The sequence below is a fragment of the Segatella asaccharophila genome (assembly GCF_054687055.1).
Window position 1 is genome coordinate 124,657 of record NZ_BAACAN010000004.1, and the last position, 20,919, is coordinate 145,575.

Genomic DNA, 20,919 nt, shown 5'->3' on the forward strand with positions numbered 1-20,919 from the left:
AATTGATATATTTGAAAAGGCCTTTTTATTTTACATATTTTAACTTAATAATCATAGACAAAATAAAACATCTGCATGGACAAATAACTGATGTATTGAGTATGTTCATGTACAGATATTATAAATATTTCTATTGTATTTATATTTTCGGATTCTGTTTTCTTTTTTTAAAAAAAGAGGAAATATAGCGCTTAATCAGGATTTTTACGTGTTACTTGATAAGTAATTTACTTTGATATTTCACGCAGTACATTAGTCAGGTGGAGTTATGCATCCCTTTTTTTAGAAGGAGTTAGGCCCATGATATTAAACACTTCTTAAGTTAATAATAGAAATACCGTGACAGTAGCATCTTTATAGATCGTGCCTATATCTGTAAAACCATATAATTGAATTTGCTCAAGACGGCCAATATCGGATCAGAGACTCTATATAGGTTATACTTAAAGGACAGGAAACCATACTTTAATCCTATTCGTAAGGAAATCTATTGGGAACAGACTAAGTTGATTTCATCCATGAGTAAAGAATTGAATAATCAATAGAAAGGAGGTAATTTTTTTAAAATAGAAGAAATCTAATATCTCGTAATTGTTATAAGAAAAATGCGGACGGTCATTCTAACTTTGAAATATAGAGAATATAGTTGTCTGTCCGCAGGGAATAAACTGTTTGATAAGTAAATTATGGTCGTTAAAAAGATGGATGACCATACTCTTACCTGAAAAATTAATTTAATATCTATCTAATGTTGCAGTATGAAATATATCAACTTTAAAATAACACGATAAAAAAATTCTCCTATTTCCATAATTGTCAAAAAATGAAACAATATCAAATTAATTGTTTTCTTATTACTATTTTAGTAAGCTTTTATACTATTTTAGGATCAGCAATAACAATATCCCATGGTCCATATTTGCAAAATGTCTATGAAAGAGAGGCTACTATTGTATGGATTTCAGACAAACCTTCCATCGGATGGGTTGAACTTGCTCCAAATGACAGTACTAATTTTTATGCTATTAGCAGGCAGAAATTTTATGATACAACAATTGGAATCAAACGTACATCTTGTATACATTCAGTTCGGTTGACAGGGCTAACGTCTGGTACGACTTATCGCTACCGGGTTTATGCCAAGGAAGTTTTCGCTCATAAAGATTTCGGTGGCCGATATGGAGACATTGCCGCGACGAATGTTTTCACGGAAAAGCCGTTAACTTTTACGACCTGTGACCAAAATAAACCGGAGACATCTTTTGCTATTCTAAATGATGTGCATGAACGTGCTAACATCATGGAGCCTTTGCTGAATTATGCAAATTATAAAGATAAAGATATGATCATTTTCAATGGTGACATGATAAATTCTTTTCCTAATGATTCCGTAATATATAAAGGATTTTTGGACACAGCAGTCAGACTCTTTGCTCAAGAAAAGCCTTTATATTATGTACGTGGCAACCACGAGACACGTGGCAAGTATGCAGAGAAATTTCAAGAATATTTTTGCCCACGGCAACCTCATCTTTACTTTACATGGCGACAAGGACCAATATTTTTTATTGCATTAGATACAGGAGAAGATAAGCCCGATGATGATATAGAATATTATGGTTTTAATAACTTTGATCAATATCGTACTGAAGAAGCAAACTGGCTTGAGAAAGTTGTCCAATCTGCAGAATATCGTCAAGCCCGTTTCCATGTAGTCATCGGCCATATTCCACCGGCCATCAGTCCAAGTGCCTGGCATGGAGAAATAGAGGTAAGAAACAAATTTGTACCTATTCTCAATAAGGTGGGGATAGACATAATGCTTTGTGGTCACCTCCATAGATTTCGTTATACTCCATCTTCAAATTCTATACATTTCCCTATTCTGGTCAATTCTAATAACTCCTGTCTTTTCGGTGAAGTAAATAATGATGAACTAAAGTTGCAGATTGTTGACATAAAAGGACATGAAATTTTCAATAAATCTATTTATGTAAAAAGAAATTAATCATTTCTTTCAATAAATCAATATCATCTAAACAATTAACAAATAATAATCAAATGCGAAACGATAATTTGCCTAAGATTTTAACGATAGCATTATCAGTGATAATGCTATTAACCCAATCCATTTATTCCTATGGAAAGTCTGATAGGAATCCTGAAAAAATTCTTCAACAATCCTCTTCTAAGATCATTCGAGGAGTAGTAATTGACCAAAAAGGTGAGCCTATTGTAGGTGCTACAGTTAAGTTAGAGGGCTCATCTCAAGGGACCGTAACAGACTTGGACGGGAAATTTTCTATTACTGCAGTAAATAATTCTATTCTAAATATTTCTTATATTGGTTATAATTCTCAGAATATAAAGGTTAATGGGCAGGCCAATCTCTCTATTGTGATGAAAGAAAATTCGAAAAATCTGGATGAAGTAGTAGTTGTTGGTTATGGCTCTCAGAAAAAAGTGAATCTTACGGGATCTGTTTCTTCAGTAACTTTCGATAAGGAAACTCTTTCCCGTCCGATTACATCTGCAGCAGCTGCCCTTGAAGGTGCGAGTGCCGGACTGGAGGTCCTGCAGAGTTCCGGAAAACCAAACAGTGAAAATTTCGGTATGAATGTCCGTGGTATCGGAACGATCAATTCATCAGGCCCTCTTGTCCTCGTTGATGGAATGGAAATGAGTTTATCTGACGTTGATGTCAATAATATTGCGAGTATCTCGATCTTGAAGGATGCTGCATCCTGTGCCATTTATGGTAATCGTGGTGCTAATGGAGTGATTCTGGTAACCACTAAAATGGGGAACAAGGATCAAACTCGTATTACTTACAATATGAAACTTTCATGGAACTCTCCGACAAGACTTGTGAAATTTATCAGTGATTATGCAGATTATATGGGCTTTGTTAATGAAGCTGCTATCAATGTTGGCATTTCGAGTATCTATTCTAATGAAACAATTGCAAAATGGCGTGCAGCAGAAAAAAATCCGAATGGCATTGCAGATTCCGGGTATCCTAACTATGTGGCTTATCCGAATACGAATTGGTATGACTGGATTTATAAGACGAAGATGATGCAGGAACATTCTGTATCAGTCTTAGGCAATGCAGGCCATACAGATTTCAATATTACTGGCACCTATTTGGATAATCCGGGAATGATCGTTAACTCTGGAGTAAAGAAGTATAATCTAAATGTTAATATCAATACAGATATTACGAATTGGCTTCAGGTAGGTGCTCATGTGTGGGGCTTCCATGATGACCAGGATCGTAATGATGTAGATAATTTGACTTCTTGGGGATTTCTTAAAACTGTCCCGGGAATCTATCCGTATTATGATGGTAAGTATGGAGGGATAGAAGCTACGGAGGAAGATCCAGCAGCAGGTAATGCATTGCTAGATTTGAATGGTAGTGGTGATGCTTATTATAAACATAACCATTTTTATACAACAACGCATGCACAAGTTAAATTTCTTAATGATTTTACTTTTAAGACGATTTTTGGGTATGATTATTTTGAAGAGCAACATAAGTATTCTTGGGTAGGGCAAAACACATACAGTTTTAGCCGTAAACAATACGTCGGTAGTGCCGGAGATCTGAACACAGATGACGTGTATATGTACAATCATGGCTACTATAACTGGAAATGGACTAATACTTTGAATTGGGCACATTCTTTCGGAAAACATGACGTCAGTGCCTTAGCCGGATTCGAGGAGGGGAAATATCATAATAATTCTACTGATGTGGAGAAAGAGGGAATCATCGACCCTTCCTTGACAGATCTTTCTCTGGTGACTAACATGAAATATATCAAGGGCGGTCAGGATGAAAATACGTTCCGTTCTTATTTCGGCCGTGTCAATTATGCATACGATTCCAAATATCTTTTTGAAGGCGACTTTCGATATGATGGTTCTTCAAGATTTTCCAAGGATCACCGGTGGGGATTCTTCCCGTCAGCTTCCGCAGCCTGGAGAATTTCAGAAGAGAATTTTGCGCAGAATTCTTTTTTACACGTATTCGATAATTTGAAAATCCGTGCATCTGTGGGTAAATTAGGCAACAGTGCAGTGGATGAGTATGCATATCAAAGTGTGTATGACTATGCTTATACAATCATGAACGGGAACAAAGTGGGGCGTCTTTATGATGCTACTTTGCCTAATGAGGATATTTCCTGGGAGAAGACAACTACTTATGATCTGGGCCTGGATTTTGGGGTGCTGGGTAATCGGCTGACGGGTACTGTGGACTATTATGACAAGCTAACCAGTGGCATACTGTACCGTCCGTCGATTTTCCTGACGTTGGGAGAGAAAAATGCGCCTTTGCAAAATCTTGCATCTATTGATAATAAAGGCTTGGAGATGACGGTTGGATGGAATGATCATATTCGAGATTTCTATTATGGAGTAAGTGGTAATATTTCGTTCAACAGAAACCGTGTAACCAAATATAAGGGTAATCTGGTACGCGGATGGAAGACAGACGCAAATGGTAACTCTTATTATTATTCGAATATAGGTGATGTCTCAACAGGGGGAAACAACCGACTTCTCAAAGGTCACCAGCTCAATGAATTCTATCTTTATCAGACCTATTCCGGAAGTGGCAAGTATTTCAAGTCTGATGGATCCGTGGATCCTAAGGGCGGGCCCAAAACCGGTATGATTCGCACAGAAAATGATATGAAGTGGCTGAAAGCTATGATTGCAGCAGGATATACCTTCTTGCCGAACAGAAATGTGGCAAAGAATGGGATATGGTATGGTGATTACATCTTTGCCGACAAGAACGGTGATGGCGTTTATGGAGATAGCAATGATCAGGATTTTACCGGCTGTTCACCAGATCCAAAGGTGAATTTTGGTATCCAAATGCATGCAGAGTGGAAAGGATTTGACATTTCTATGGCGTGGGCAGGAGCAACGGGCTTTAAAACATTCTGGCGGGAGATAGGGCAAAATTCAAGTTGTGTTGTCTTTGGTCTGGAACTGCCTAAGACACAGGCCTACGATCATTACTTTTATGATCCCGATAATCCTACGGATCCACGTACGAACTTAACCTCTAAATATCCTCGTTTGACAATGAATAATCCCAGCCAGAGTGATGCGTTTGCAAGTAATATCAATCTTTATAATTGCAACTATATGAAATTGAGAAATCTGACATTTGGCTATACCTTACCCAAATATATTTCCAGGAGATTTTATGTGGAGAATCTTCGTGTCTATGTTTCTGGTGAGAATCTGCTGACGATCACTCCATTCCCGGGACTTGATCCGGAGATGCGGGCAGGTGCAGGCTATTCTATTCCACGTACGATGTCATTCGGTCTAAGTATAACATTTTAAGGGAGGAATATTAATATGAAAAATATTATAAAAGAAGGAGCGCTGTGCATTCTTGCTATTGCTGGATTTACTATTCCGACAGGGTGTAGTTCTGATTTTTTGGATACTGTACCGACGGGTGAGGTGAGTTCTGCAAGTGTCTGGAAAAGTGAGAATCTGGCTACGAAAGCGCTTAATGGTGTATATGAACGTCTGTATTATGAAGATCGTGCTAATCCATGGTATACTTTATGGGATGCCTATACTGAAGTCATGGATGAAGATGTGAACTGGGTGAGTGGTAATGCCCCGATTTTATTAGGCAGTGCCACTGCAAGCAGTGGGGGATTCTCACAATGGTGGCAATGCTTCTACGAAGGTATTAGTCGTGCTAATGACGTGATTGCAAACGTTGATAAGGTTCCGGATATGTCAGATGCGGAAAAAAGCCGTTATCAATCGGAATGCAAGTTTATTAGGGCTTATGAATATTATCGTTTAAATGTTTTATATCGTGGTGTTCCAATATATACAGAACCGGTTGCTCCGGATAAATGCACGAAAGGCCGCAGTACAGAAAATGAGGTCTGGCAACAGGTGATTTCTGATTGTTCAGATGTTATCAATGATCCGAATGTTCCTGACAAGCATTCTGTAGGTGATCCTAATTGGGGGCATATCACAAAGGGAGCTGCTTATATGTTACGTGCAAAAACCTATATGTGGCTCAAGGATTATGCTAAGGCTGAGGCGGATTTCAAAACGATTACGACTTTAGGTTACAGTTTGTTCCCTAATTATAAGACTCTTTTCAAAGAGGCCAATGAGAAAAACGATGAATTTATATTCGTTTATCAATATTCTGAAGATACGGATTGTGGCCAGTTCTTTAGTTGGACATACGGAAACCGTAATAGTCGTGGTTACTCATGGAATAACTATATTCCCAACCCTGCTTTCGTAGATTCGTATGAATGTGCAAATGGAAAAGCATTCAATATTGATGATATTCTGCCGGGCTATTCTTCCATGACTCCTAAGCAACGTATCGTGTTCTATCTTCGTGATGGTTTAACTGATGCAGAAAAGACAATAGAACAAAATGTGGGAGTTGATATGTCAAAGTATTTAAATTCTGGTAATGAAGCACGTATTAAAATGGTTTATGAGAATCGTGATCCAAGAATGACAGAAAATTTTATCACTCCATATTCTACTTATTTAGGAGGGTGTACAGGTACAGATATATCTTATACTTTGCGTTGGCCGTACAGAGGGTATGATGATGCTGCTCCTTATGATTTACGTACTGATACTAATGATCGCTTTTATTATCTTTGGCGTAAATGGGTAGCAGAAGGGACGAGTGAAATAGTTAATCAGGATACAGGTCCAACGGATATTCCAATATTCCGATACGCAGAAGCCTTACTCGGTTTGGCGGAAGCTCTAAATGAACAGGGTAAAACGGATGAAGCTATCAAGTATGTAAATATGGTACGTGCTCGTGCTGGTGTTGCACTTCTTAATAGTAATGAATATACGAAAGTGACTGGTCAAGATGATCTCCGTCAACGTATCCGTAATGAGTATGCTTGGGAACTGGCAGGAGAAAATCACATGTATTTTGAGGAATTACGCTGGGATACCTGGCATCAACAGAAATTCGTGAATGGAAACGGTATGACTGAAATATGGGGCTCTAAAAAGTATACGAATACTTATATGGGCGATTATAGTAAGATATGGCCGATTCCGCAGGCTGAAATTGAACGGAACTCTAATTTAAAGCAAAATCCAGGTTGGTATTAATGATTGAAAATGGGCCGGGCGGGAATTTATCTTATAGGATATTCCTGGTCGGCCTTAACTAAAAACAAATATTATGGTTAATCATTCAAGATTTTTTATGTATTGTCTTCTTGTCTTTTTGATTTGCTCCTGCTCTTCGACCAAAAGTTCTGCAGGCGGGGATAATGGTGTTACAAAGGATACAATACAGAATTATTATAATCCGATTATTGATTATGACACGCCTGATCCGACAGTCATGGAAATTGATGGTAAATTCTATCTCTTTGCTACGGAAAACAACCATGTGACCCCGGTATGGATCTCAACGGATCTGGTCCACTGGACTAAAAAAGACGGGAGTGCCTTCGCATCCCGACCTTCATTCGTTCCAGACGGAGGTGTATGGGCACCTGACGCACACTATATTGATGGGCAATATGTCCTGTATTATGCCATGTCTACCTGGGGTGGAGAGTGGAAATGCGGTATTGGTGTTGGTGTTTCCAAATATCCTGACGGACCATATAATGATTTAGGTAAGATGTTCACTAGTGAGGAAATTGGTGTCCAAAACAGTATAGATGAATTTTTTATTCAGGATAATGGCCACAACTATCTTTTCTGGGGGAGCTTTCATGGTATTTATGGAATAGAACTTACCCCAGACGGCCTTCATATTAAAGAAGGAGCACAGAAAGTGAAAATAGCCGGGGACTTTATGGAAGCTACGTATATTCATAAACGGAATGGTTATTATTATCTTTTCGGTTCTAATGGAACTTGTTGCGAGGGGGATAATAGCACTTATCAGATCGTGTATGGGCGCTCGAAAAGCCTTTTCGGACCGTATGTGACCAAGGAAGGCGGAAGACTCCTTGATGGCAATTTTGATGTTCTCCTGCATGGAAATAATAAATTTGTTGGTCCTGGACATAATGCAGAGTTTATGACTGATGATGCGGGACAAGATTGGATTATCTATCATTCCTATTTGAGAGGCAAATCTGATTTAGGAAGAGTTGCAATGCTTGATCCAATCAATTGGGCCGATGATTGGCCTGTTATAGTAAATAACTCTCCTTCCACTTTTCATAAAATTCCTTTCTTTAAAAAGTAGTGTACAAAAGGATTTTATACTTTTAATAGTTTATGAGTGCAAGAGAAATACTTTTAATAATGTTTTGTCAAAATAAAGATCATGAAAAAAATATGGGTATGTAGTTTGCTGTTTTTAGTCTGTATGTCTTCTCTGGCTCAGACGGCAACGATTAAGATTGATGTTGACCGCCCGATAGGGCAGATTGATCCATTGATTTATAGTAATTTTACAGAACATTTAGGCCATTGTGTCTATCAGGGTATCTATGATCCTTCTTCTTCATGTTCCGATCAAGATGGGTTTCGGACTGATGTCTTAGAAGGTGTAAATAAACTCAATGTACCATTGGTGCGTTGGCCGGGAGGTAATTTCGCTTCGGGCTACCATTGGGAAGACGGTATTGGACCAAAGGCTGAGCGACCGGTATGTATTGATTTAGCATGGGGAGCCCGGGAAGATAATTCTTTTGGGACGGATGAGTTTATGAAATGGTGCAGGAAAGCTGACGTCCAGCCTTATCTTTGTGTCAATTTGGGGACGGGGACTCCGGAAGAAGCGGCTCACTGGGTAGAATACTGTAATTGTCCGACAGGGACGAAATATGCTGATCTGCGTTCGAAGTATGGGCACCCTTCACCTTATCATGTTACCTATTGGGGATTAGGAAATGAGGTGGATGGACCATGGCAGATTGGTCATAAAAACGCAGCAGATTATAGTAAGATCGCCTTGGAAACGGCCAAACTGATGAAATGGACGGATAAGAATATCCGGCTGATTGCGGCAGGTAGTAGTAATTATGGGGCTGACTGGATCAACTGGAACAGGACGGTTATCAATACTTTGGCGGATCACGCGGATTTTATCTCTCTTCATAATTATGAGGGGAACACGAATGACGATTATTATGCCTTTATGGCTTCTACGGAGTTTTGTGACAAGGTGATCCGGATCACGGAAGATCTTATAGAACAGGCTAAGATAGAGGGAAAATTGCACCATCCGATGTATATCGCTTTTGATGAATACAATGCCTCATATAATTCTAAAGGTGATAATGCAGCCAAGAATACATTTAATATGGAAGATGCCCTGGTTGTGGCCCAGTTTCTGAATACCTTTGTCCGTCATGCGGATGTCGTGAAGATGGCTAACATGGCTCAACTGGTTAATCTGTTAGGGCCTATGATGACCACGAAGGATGGAATCTGGTATCAGACGATATTTTTCCCATTAGAGTTGTTTGCCAATCATTGTTTTGGAATTTCACTTTCTCCCACTGTCCTGTCACCGACATTCAGAGCCAATGGTCTGGAGCATCCTGATCTTGATGTTTCTGCATCTTATGATCCTTCTAAAAAGGTAATGGTGATCAATGTGGTCAACCGCTGTAAGGATAAGGCTATAACAACGTGCATCATTGACCAGAGTAATATCTGGGGGAGATCAGCCGCAGCCAGTACAGTGAATGGGGACTCTCCGAAATCCATGAATTCACTGGATCGGCAAGAGGTAAAGGTCGTAGAACAATCCTTGAAAATTAAAGGTCATGAGCTTATCTATCATTTTGAGCCACATTCCTTTACTCAAGTAAGAATTTCAACAAAATGATCTTTGATAGTTAATATAATACAATAAAAATGAAAAATAGCTTACTTTTAATTATCCTTTCTTCACTTCCTTTATTTTCTTGTAGTAGTAGCGGCAGTGGACATAGTGATATTATTTCGCCATCTAATCCAGATACAAGTATAGTTAGTGGTTCACCAATATATCTTGCTGATCCGACTATCTTCCATGATGTTGATAGTAGTACTTATTATCTATATGGTACAAGTTCTGATGAAGGTTTTATTACTTATAAATCGAAGGATTTGAAAGTATGGAAAGGGCCATGTGGACAAATAGATGGGGGGTATGTACTTACTAAAAATACTTCTTTTGGTGTATCTTGTTTTTGGGCTCCGCAGGTCTTTAAATTCCGAAGTAAATATTATATAGTATACTGCGCAGCTAGAGATTTAAGTACTGCTTCTCAGCAAATAGCTATTGCTGAGAGTGATTCTCCCGAAGGACCTTTCTCTCAGGTAAATAAAACGTGTATTCCTGCAAATTGCCAAGAAATTGATCCCTTCGTTTTTTTTGATGATAACGGAAAAACATACTTGTATTATGTGAAAGAAATTGATCGTAATGCAATTTATGTTTCGCAAATGAATGATTCTATGGATTCCTTGGATGAAAAAACTACTACTTTATGCATTAAATCTGCTTCTAGTGGTTGGGAAAATGTAAAAGGTAATAGTTGGTCTGTTGCAGAAGGACCGACAGTAATCAAAAAGGATGGAGTATATTTTCTTTTTTATTCTGCTAATGATTATACTTATCCTCAATATGCTGTGGGCTATGCAACGGCAAATTCGCCTTTGGGACCATGGACTAAGCATTCAGGGGCTATCCTTGATCATACAATAATTAATGCTAATGGTACAGGACATGGCGATATCTTTAGTGATACGAATGGTAATATGTGGTATGTGTTTCATACTCATAATAGTCTTACACAGGTAAGTCCACGTCGTACAGCGATCATTCAGCTTCAATATTTGAATGGGGATTTTTCTGTTATTCCTAATACTTTTCGTTATTTGTACAGTAAATGAGCTCAGAAGTTTTCTTTATAAAATAGAATGTTAATAATGAAAATAAAAGAATTTTTGCCAGTAGTATTAATAGTATCTATGGTAACCCTATGGGTATATTTGTTAAATGCTAATCAGGAATTTTTCTTTTATTATCGTGAACAGCAACAGATTTTCATTTATGACTATTCTTCCTTTTGTGATCGCTATTTTTCTTTTGGCGGACTATCTTTATTACTAAGTCAGTTTCTTGTACAATTTTTTTGCCTCCATTGGACTGGCCCAATAATTACAGCAGTTCTTGGTGGAATAACTACATGGTTGATATGGCACTCATTATACCGTCTTTACCCTGAGACAAGAGGTATATATCTTGTCCCCTTCTGCTTCATGCCAGTTATTTTGCAATTGAATGCACTATCTGACTTTTATTATAACTATGATGGATTTGTAGCATTTGTGCTAATGATAGTCTCTTTTGCACTGTATACTTGGATAACAGAGCAAAGAACAGTTTTATGGAGAGTGATTATAGGGAGTTTGTTTTCTCTGATTTTATACTTTTTAGCGGGACCTGTAGCAATTCCATTTTCTGTTTCTATTCTATTTTATGATCTCTTAATGAAAAGGAAAAGTGCCTTCTGGCAAATAATATCAGTAGGTCTTATTCTTATTACTGGTTTCTTATGTATACATTTAGGAATAATTGTCAATACACGCTTTGCCTTTACTAACGATTTTTATTATGAACCATTATTAAAACCGCGTTTTGGCTTGCTCATGTCATGGATAGCATTTGTTATACTTCCTCCTGTTCTTTGGATAACTCATTTACTGAGGAAATTGAGAACAGCAACATGGATAATAATTTCTTCTCTTCTTTTAATTTTTGATGTTGGTTATAGTGTATATTTGCTATCTTCGAGCAAAGATTCAAAGTTTAATGTGTTTTTTAGGCTGCAACGAGATGTTGTGATAGGCAATTGGAATGATATTCTTGGAGAATATGATGCTATACAAGATAGAAGGAATTATTTACTTATGAATTATGTTAATCTTGCTCTTTCATACAAAGGAGAACTGATAGAGAATCTTTTTAGCTATCACCAGCAAGATCCTTTTTCACTAATGGTTGGTGGAAATGCTAGAAGGATCCCTGAAGTGATTACTTTGTTAAGTTATATCTATTATAGAATAGGTAATATCTCGGCAGCACAAGATAAAGCTTTTGATTCATTTGTCAGTTGCCGTTATGGAAATCCCTCAATGTTGAAAATGTTGATTAAAACGAATCTTATTTATCGTAATTATGCGGTAGCAGAAAAATACATTTCTATTTTAGAGAAAACCTGGTACTATCGAAAATGGGCAATAAAACAGAGATGTTTTCTTTATAATGACAAAGCGGTAGCACATGATAGGGAATTTGGCAGTAAGCAACGGGATTTACCTCGTAATGATCATTTTACGATGAAAGATGATCCTTATGAAGATTTAAAAGATATTCTTCAGGCAAATTCTTACAATAAAGTTGCCTGTAATTATACTATAGCTTATTTGCTCCTGTTAAAGAATAAAAATCAAATTGATGATTTTGTGCAAAGGTATTATAGGACACCTGTGCTGTATCATGTTCCTGAATTGTTCCAACAGGCGTTAGTTGCTTTTCATGAGAATGATCTGAGTTTTTGCTTGCAACATGGGGTGACAAAAAACACGATTAGACAATATCAAATTTTTAAAAGTCTTTATATAGAAGCTCGTAATGCAGGGCAGGACCCAAGATCTTTACTTGATGCAGATTTTAGTAGATCTTATTGGTATTATTTCTTGTTTAATATATTTTAGAATATGATTTCCATGAAACAAACAATATATATTCTTTCTCTATTACTATTAGGGCTTACCTCTTGTTCTAAAAACATACGGGTAGCTGGATCGTTACATATAGGAGCTAAAATATTCCCTGATTATAAGTCAGTAGTATTGCCTGTAAATATTGCTCCATTAGATTTTTCTGTTCTTAATGCCGGGAATTTTCCTACTTGTCTTTTAATCGAAGGAGGAGGAGAGATAATAGAAGTGAAAGGTGAACAAGGTAATTTTGAAATACCAACAGGCAAATGGAAAGACTTATTGGAGCGGCAGAAAGGCCATAAGATTAAATTTATCATTGTCAAGCAAATGAATCATAAATGGTATTCTTATACTCCTTTTACTATGATGGTAGCACCGGATTCCATTGATAGGTATGTTGCTTACCGTTTGATTCCTCCAGGGTATGAACTTTGGCGTAAGATGGGGATTTACCAGCGCTGTTTAGAGAATTATAATCAAAGCCCTATTTATGAGAATAGGTTTTCCAATAATAATTGTGTTAATTGTCATTCCTTTCCAATGCAAAATCCTAACAAGATGGTATTCCATATGCGTTCTTTTAGTTCTGGAACAGTGCTGCTAGATAATGGAAAGATAGAGAAACTCAACACGAAAACACCACAGACAATTTCTGCCTTTGTGTATCCTTCTTGGCATCCATCGGGTCGTTATATTGCTTTTTCGACTAATACGACAAGACAGATGTTTTTTATGAATCAAAGGAATCGTATTGAAGTATATGATTCCGCTTCTGATATTGTTGTGTATGATATTAAGACACATGTAGTACTTGGAACTCCGCTATTAATGTCAAGTAATGCTTTCGAAACTTTTCCAACATTTTCACCAGATGGAAAAACTTTATATTTTTGCCGGGCTAAGGCTATAAGCCCGATGCCAGATAGGTATAAAGATGTTCACTATAATCTTTGTAGTATATCTTTTGATCCTGTAAAAAGACAATTTGGGAAAAATATTCGAGTTCTCTATAATGCAGAAAAATATTCAAAAAGTGTTTCATTTCCACGGGTGTCTCCCGATGGGAAATATTTGGTCTTTACTCGGCAGAAATTTGGTAATTTCTCGATTTGGCATAAGGATGCAGATTTATTTATGTTGACTCTTAGAACAGGTAAAGTAGTTCCAATGACAATTGTTAATAGTAAAGATGTTGAGAGCTATCATTCTTGGAGCCATGATAGTAGATGGCTAATATTTAGTAGTCGACGTCTAGATGGTTTATATACAAGACTATTTATTACGTACATAGATAAGAATGGCAAAACTTATAAGCCATTTTTGTTACCTCAAAAGGACCCATATCAATACTATCATAACTTAATGTATTCCTATAATATTCCAGAATTCCTTGTAGGTAAAGTTAAATTAGATCAGGAAAAAGTCGCAAGAATTATGAGAAATTCACCAGGAATAAATGTTTCTTTTAGGTAGCATTAAGAAAAAAAGAAAATTGAGTAAAGTCAGTTGAATTTATTTTTTGATTATCAGTAAAATGAATAATAAATTATTTGGTCAATTAATGAAAAATTAATAACTTTGAGTGTTGAATATAATAGACTATAAATGATCTAATGGTAATTTTTGGAAAATACTGACTGATTTTTAAAGTAAATAATAATAGCATGAAACTTCCTAACCGTAGTTTGTTCGTACTTGGAAGAAGCAAAATCAAATTCTTTCAACTCTTTATGTCCTTTAAATTATCTTTATGTCCTTTAAATTATTAGAACGATCCTTGAAAAACTATTTTTTTAGATATTAACGTTAGGTGTCTGGGGGATTATACTTTTTGCTGATAAGCATAAATTAGATGAAGACAATTATAAATTCATGTATATTCATAACTTCTTATATCAATTAAAATGAAAAAGAGAATAATTTCATTACTTTTTGTGGCTTCTTTCTTGTTGTGTTTCTCTGTGACTGTCAGTGCGGAAACTGGCAGGCAATGGACTGTTTCTAAGGTTGACAAATGGTATTCCGCCCAGCCTTGGCTGGCAGGTTGCTGTTATATTCCGGCAACAGCCATTAACCAGATAGAGATGTGGAGTGCAGATACATACGATGCTCCCCAGATCAACAAGGAACTCGGATGGGCACAAAACCTTGGTTTTAATACGCTCCGGGTATTCCTCAGCAGTGTGGTGTGGCAGCATGATCCTGTGGGTTTTAAAAACCGCATGAATAATTTCCTGAACATCTGCAAGAGGCACAAGATACGTCCTTTCTTTGTGTTCTTTGATGATTGCTGGGATCCGGTCTCTTATTATGGCCGTCAGCCTGCGCCAAAACCAGGGGTTCATAATTCCGGATGGGTCCAGGATCCGATGAAGAGTCTTCGGGCTGACACGACCGTCTTGTATCCTTTCATGAAGGCATACGTCCAGGACATCCTCAAGACTTTTAAAAATGATAAGCGGGTGCTGATGTGGGATCTGTATAATGAGCCTGGGAATTCTGGTTATGGGGACGGTTCATTGCCCCGGCTGGAAAAGGTCTTTGAGTATGCCCGTGAGGTGAATCCTTCTCAACCGTTGACTGCCGGGATATGGATTGACAGTCCGAAGATCAATCATTTTATCAGCACTCATTCGGATGTCATCACATTCCATTGCTATGCAAAGCCTGCGGTCCTCCAGCATGTGATAGACACTTTGCGACAGTTTAAGCGCCCGCTGATCTGTTCTGAATATATGGCTCGGCCTCAAGGCAGTACTTTCCAGAAGAACATGCCGGTATTGAAGGAAAATCATGTCGGCGCAATCAACTGGGGTTTTGTGTCTGGGAAGACAAATACCATTTTTGCCTGGAACACTCCTTTGCCTGATGTCAAGGAACCGAAGGTGTGGTTCCATGATATTTTCCGGCAAGATGGTACGCCTTATGACCCTAAGGAGATAAAAGCGATTAAGAGTCTGACCCGCCGTTGATATGGTGTTGACGTATGGTCGAAGGACTTAACGGCTGGAATCAGATGGCACCATCCTAAGGTGTCCTTTAAAGGTGTAGAAAACAAATAAATGAGAATGAGATGAAAAAAATATTAGGAGGTTTGATCGTATTGATGGTCCTGTTTAGCCAATATTCTTGTGCGCACAGAAGCGATGTGGGGTTATTCAATGAGAACAAGTTTGATACCACTCTGGTGGGGAGAAAGGTAGGGCTATATACCCTGCATTCCGAAAAATCCGGGATCTATGTTCAGATCACCAATTTTGGAGCGAGGGTCGTTTCCTTATGGACTCCCGATAAGGCTGGGAAATATGCTGACATCGTGCTTGGATATGACAATATCGAAAGTTATATCCATAATAAAGGCGAGAGATTCCTGGGGCCTATTGTTGGGCGCTATGCCAACCGGATAGCCAAAGGGGCTTTTACCCTGGATGGAAAGACCTATCATTTGCCGATCAACAACAATGGCCAGACCCTGCACGGGGGGCTGAAAGGACTGGATCTGGTGGTCTGGCATGTGGATTCCGTCAACGATCGTTCTATCGTGATGTCTTATCTTTCTAAAGACGGAGAAGAAGGATTCCCCGGCAATCTGAAGGTGAGAGTGAAGTATGATGTCAATGATGATGAGATGACAATCAATTATTGGGCAACGACAGATAAGCCTACGGTCGTCAATTTAAGCAGTCATGTCCTGTATAATCTGAAAGGTGAAGGCAACGGGACGATTCTGGATAACCTGTTGACGATCCGGGCTGATTCCACTACGCCTATCGACCAATATATGATTCCGACCGGAAAAATACAGACGGTTGACGGATCTGTATTTGATTTCAGAAAGCCTAAAGTGATCGGACGAGATATTAACCGGCTTGACCAGCAGTTGACGTTTGCTCATGGATATGATCATAACTGGGTCTTGCATAAGCGTAAAAAAGGAGCCATAGAACTTGCGGTACGGGTAGCTGATCCCCTTACTGGAAGGGTGATGGAGATCTTTACAGATCAACCTGGTATGCAATTTTATAGTGGCAACTTTATGAATGGCAAGGTGAAATGCAGTAATGGAAAATTCATGAAATATAGGGAGAGTTTTGCTTTTGAACCTCAGAAGTATCCTGACAGCCCTAATCATAAGAATTTCCCAAGTACTGTGTTGAAACCTGGTGACGTTTATCGTCAGACTTCCCTTTATAAATTTTCCGTAGAGAAATAAACTTGATGGATCAGAGGAGCGACGGACTTAGCCGTGGCTCCTCTGTATAAATATCATGAATATGCTCCCCGTTGAGCGCAATGCACCATTGAGCCTATCTCTATGTACCATTGGGATCATCTCAATGCACCATATTAGTGATAATTGATTGTGATCAAGACTTCAACTGTATATTGAGGGATGAACAGGGAAAGATAAGATTTTCCTGTCAACTTTTCTTTAGGTATACGTGTTTCTTAAATAAATTCTGTAATTTTGTATCTGTAGGCTGATGCAGCCGTATGCGGCTAATTAATAACCATACCAGTATGAAGAAAATATCCTGTTTGTTCTTCTTTTTTTTATTTCTTGACGTACAGACCTTTGCAACTAACGAGAGTGCAGCCGTCATGCGAGGGATGGTGAACCGTCTGTTCCCCAAATATGCCCGTTCATTTGTGTTTGTGGTAAAAGGGGATTCCGGAAAAGATTGCTTCTCTTTGAGAAGTGAACGAAATAAGATCGTCATTTCAGGGAATGATGCTAATTCCATGGCCGTGGGGCTCAACTATTATCTGAAGAATTTCTGCAGGACGACGGTGACGTGGTTCAAAGATGATCCTGTAGAGATGCCGGAGACCCTTCCTGAGGTAACAGGAATCGTCCAGTCCTCGGCTAAGGTCCCTGACCGTTTCTTCCTGAACTACTGTACCTTCGGGTATACCATGCCCTGGTGGAAATGGAGCGACTGGGAACATTTCATCGACTGGATGGCACTGAACGGGATCAACATGCCCCTTGCCATTACGGGACAGGAAGCTATATGGTATCAGGTCTGGAGAAAGTTGGGCCTGACAGATAAGGAGATTCGTTCTTATTTTACCGGACCAGCTCATTTGCCGTGGCACCGTATGTGTAATATAGACGGATGGCAGGGACCGCTTCCTATGGATTGGATCAAAGAGCAGAAAGTATTGCAAAAGCTCATCGTCACAAGGGAACGGGAGTTCAATATGCGTCCTGTCCTCCCTGCGTTCTCCGGTCATATTCCGGCAGCTCTGAAGCGAATCTATCCCCATCTCAGATGTACGCCGGTGAGCCAGTGGGGCGGATTCTCGGACGATTATCGCTGTACGTTTCTGGATCCCGGTGATTCCCTTTATAGGGTCATCCAGAAAGCCTACTTGAACGAACAGACCCGGATTTATGGTACTGATCATATTTATGGTATCGATCCCTTCAATGAGGTCAATCCTCCTTCATGGGATGAAAAAGTGCTGAGTACCTATGCCCGGCAAATTTACAGGTCGCTGTCCTCGGTTGACCCCAAGGCGGTATGGCTCCAGATGGGGTGGCTGTTTTATAACGACCAGAAGCACTGGACGCCTTCCCGCATCCGTGCTTACCTGCGTGGTGTTCCACAGGACAGGCTTATCCTTCTGGACTATTTCTGTGACTTCAAGGAAGTGTGGAAGGGTACAGATCGCTTTTATGGCCAGCCGTATATCTGGTGTTACCTCGGCAATTTCGGCGGAAACAGTATGCTTGCCGGGAACATGAAGGATGTAAGTTGGAAGGTCGATGACGTGATGAGGAATGGAGGGGATAACTTCAAGGGAATCGGCTCTACGCTCGAAGGTTTTGACATGAATGAGTTCATGTATGAATATTTGTTCAGTAAGGCATGGGATCCAGGACAAGGGGATGATGCTTATATCCGGCAACTGGCTGACAGCAGGACGGGCAGGATCTCACCGGCAGCCCGCCAGGCATGGAGCATCCTTTGTAATAAGGTCTATGTGCAGCCTGCTTCCTGTTGCCAGTCTACACTGGTCAATGCCCGTCCTTGTCTCACCGGATACGGATCCTGGAAGACAGATACCCGTGTGTCCTATGCTCAAGCCGATCTGTTGTCGGCTTGGAGATTATTGCTCTCGGTAAAAGGGTGCAACCGTAATACTCTGGCATTTGATGATGTCAATATTGGCCGGCAGGTTCTCGGAAATTATTTCCAGACCGTGCGCGATGAGTTCTCGAAGGCTTACCGGGCAGGAGACCTGTCAATGCTTCAGAATAGGGGCGCCAAGATGAAGGCGATCCTTTCTGACATGGAGCGTCTGCTAGACTGTCATCCTTCGTTCTCTCTGAAGAAATGGATAAGTGGTGCCCGTGATATGGGCAAGAATCCTGAAGAAAAAGATTATTATGAAAGAAATGCGCGGACACTGATCACGGTATGGGGTGATTCCCCGTCTTTGACCGATTATGCGAACCGGGCGTGGGCAGAGTTGACGGATCAGTATTATGCCGTACGGTGGAATCATTTTATAGATGAAGTTATTGATGCCGTACGGGCAGGCCAGCCTTTTGATGAAAAGAAATTCCTTAACTGGTCCCTGTCTTTTGAGAGGCAATGGATAGAACCTTCTCATGTCCTCAAATATCATGAAGGAGGAAATGGAATAACTGTTGCCAGGGAAATCTATGCGAAGTATGCCCATGAAATAAATCCTATTCGTCTGAATTGAAATTTGATACATAGATGTTGAGGGTTCTTGTAAGAGATCCCCATCCATCCTTGTCAGTGCCTGTAACTTTTATGCTGTGGAATCCTGTAAGTTGGCCTACATAAAAAGTGTATTGTGTACCGTTGACTTTATAGGGCAGGTCGCTGTCTGTAGTTATTTTAAAAGACGGGTGATGGTTGTAACCGGCAAAATATTTCGCCATGTCTACGGTCAGTTTCTTACCTGTTGGAATGAAGAAATGTGGAGCGGCCATCCAGTTGAGGTAATCTTCTAAGTTGGTATAACCGTCTCCGTCAGGATCTTCATTATTGTCTGCAACATCAGGATTCAGACCTTTTGCTTTTTCCCACCAGTCCGGCATGCCATCACCGTCGGTATCGTATCCTGCTGGCCTTGTGGCTGTATAGACGTCTAAGCCTGAGAATCCTTCGCAACCGTTATCCTCTTCAGAATCAATCAGCCCGGCCTTTCCAGAGCGACTTCCTGTCGTCGTCGTTGTGCCGGCGAGTGTTTCTTTGATCATTCGCTCGTCATGGTTATCCAGTGAAGGTTCATTACATCCTACATCACTAAGTACATTCTTGAAGGCGGCTTTTGCCGTCTCTATTTTGGCAAGGGACGGAAAGAAGGGATGGTCAGTGAAAGGTTCCCAGTTGAGTACCTGGCCATGTGTGAGTTCGTACCGGTAGGTGACCCCGTATTTGTCCATGGTGAGCTGGCCATTATCCCTCTCTTGACGGATATTACCATATACATAAGCACTTTGTGTGCCTGTACCTGTACCCTCAAGTTGCAGGCGAAGCAAGAATGGCTGTGTCGTAGCAGGCCCCATCTTATAGAAATTATTGACAAAGTTGATTTCATGGCTTCCTCCGTCACATGCCCTGCTTCCCCAATTGTATACGACGTTGTTGAAAATATCGTGGTGACCGTCATAAGCACCGTCACCGTCTAGTCCTCCACTGATACTCCAGTTGCGTCCTTCACAGTCAGCTAATAAATTATGATGAAAACTGCCGGCCTTCAAGGTTCTTGAATTTTCACCCCCACCGATCGTAGCGGCAAAGCCATGAGCCATTCCAGAAGGATAATTAGGATGACCGGCCACATTTAATGCTTCAGAAATTAATGTATGTTGGAGTGTCATACTTTTTGCATTTCGCGAGGAGAATGCTTCATCGATAGTCCAACTGATAGAGCAATGGTCCATAATAGCGTTATCATTTCCCGCCATTCCCATTCCGTCTAATCCTTTATTATTATGAGATGCCTTTCCATTGACCATTGGTTTATGTCCTAACCGCATACGGATAAAACGAGTGATACCTTCGCTGGCAACGCCAAGAGGACAGTCACGGAACATGATTCCATTGCCTGGAGCCGTTTGTCCGGCTATTGTAACGTACGGATCTGCACAGGTCAGGCGATCCTTTAAGGCAATCACACCTCCTACGT

12 protein-coding genes are annotated in these 20,919 nt (G+C 39.7%); 11 read left to right on the top strand and 1 reads right to left on the bottom strand.

Annotation, left to right across the window (positions count from 1 at the left end; translation table 11 throughout):
* The first annotated feature begins 823 nt into the window (after window positions 1–823).
* From ACYRYG_RS03845 to ACYRYG_RS03895, 11 genes are all read left to right on the top strand, one after another.
* Window positions 824–2,008 (top strand): purple acid phosphatase family protein, encoded by a 1,185-nt coding sequence (locus ACYRYG_RS03845; protein ID WP_252761981.1) that lies wholly within the window; start codon window positions 824–826, stop codon window positions 2,006–2,008.
* 53 nt (window positions 2,009–2,061) lie between these two features.
* Window positions 2,062–5,373 carry a SusC/RagA family TonB-linked outer membrane protein gene (locus ACYRYG_RS03850; protein WP_460197687.1) on the top strand — a complete coding sequence of 1,104 codons (3,312 nt, stop codon included), beginning with the start codon at window positions 2,062–2,064 and terminating at the stop codon, window positions 5,371–5,373.
* Between the two features lie 15 nt (window positions 5,374–5,388).
* Window positions 5,389–7,164 carry a RagB/SusD family nutrient uptake outer membrane protein gene (locus ACYRYG_RS03855; protein WP_293429963.1) on the top strand — a complete coding sequence of 592 codons (1,776 nt, stop codon included), beginning with the start codon at window positions 5,389–5,391 and terminating at the stop codon, window positions 7,162–7,164.
* A 97-nt stretch (window positions 7,165–7,261) separates the two neighbouring features.
* A complete protein-coding gene (locus ACYRYG_RS03860) occupies window positions 7,262–8,263 on the top strand; it encodes a family 43 glycosylhydrolase (protein WP_293429966.1) in 1,002 nt (333 codons plus the stop codon).
* A gap of 81 nt (window positions 8,264–8,344) precedes the next feature.
* Window positions 8,345–9,856 carry an alpha-N-arabinofuranosidase gene (locus tag ACYRYG_RS03865; RefSeq protein ID WP_460197688.1) on the top strand — a complete coding sequence of 504 codons (1,512 nt, stop codon included), beginning with the start codon at window positions 8,345–8,347 and terminating at the stop codon, window positions 9,854–9,856.
* A gap of 29 nt (window positions 9,857–9,885) precedes the next feature.
* Window positions 9,886–10,908, top strand: coding sequence for a glycoside hydrolase family 43 protein (locus ACYRYG_RS03870; protein WP_293443205.1), 1,023 nt, complete (start codon window positions 9,886–9,888; stop codon window positions 10,906–10,908).
* Between the two features lie 36 nt (window positions 10,909–10,944).
* The gene (locus ACYRYG_RS03875) at window positions 10,945–12,735 is read left to right on the top strand and encodes a DUF6057 family protein (RefSeq protein ID WP_293429975.1); all 1,791 of its coding nucleotides are present in this window, start codon (window positions 10,945–10,947) and stop codon (window positions 12,733–12,735) included.
* Between the two features lie 12 nt (window positions 12,736–12,747).
* Window positions 12,748–14,217: a TolB-like translocation protein gene (locus ACYRYG_RS03880; RefSeq protein ID WP_293429978.1), complete on the top strand. Its 1,470-nt coding sequence runs from the start codon at window positions 12,748–12,750 to the stop codon at window positions 14,215–14,217.
* 431 nt (window positions 14,218–14,648) lie between these two features.
* Window positions 14,649–15,716, top strand: a complete 1,068-nt coding sequence (locus ACYRYG_RS03885) for a glycoside hydrolase family 2 TIM barrel-domain containing protein (protein WP_293443202.1) — start codon at window positions 14,649–14,651, stop codon at window positions 15,714–15,716.
* Window positions 15,717–15,817: 101 nt separating this feature from the next.
* The gene (locus ACYRYG_RS03890; RefSeq protein WP_460197690.1) at window positions 15,818–16,957 is read left to right on the top strand and encodes an aldose epimerase family protein; all 1,140 of its coding nucleotides are present in this window, start codon (window positions 15,818–15,820) and stop codon (window positions 16,955–16,957) included.
* 308 nt (window positions 16,958–17,265) lie between these two features.
* Window positions 17,266–19,464, top strand: coding sequence for an alpha-N-acetylglucosaminidase (locus ACYRYG_RS03895; protein WP_460197691.1), 2,199 nt, complete (start codon window positions 17,266–17,268; stop codon window positions 19,462–19,464).
* Here ACYRYG_RS03895 and ACYRYG_RS03900 read toward each other — a convergent pair.
* On the bottom strand, window positions 19,448–20,908 hold the full coding sequence (locus ACYRYG_RS03900; protein ID WP_460197693.1) for a hypothetical protein: 1,461 nt from the start codon (window positions 20,906–20,908) through the stop codon (window positions 19,448–19,450). The two genes, ACYRYG_RS03895 and ACYRYG_RS03900, sit on opposite strands and share 17 nt — an antisense overlap.
* Between the last annotated feature and the right edge of the window lie 11 nt (window positions 20,909–20,919).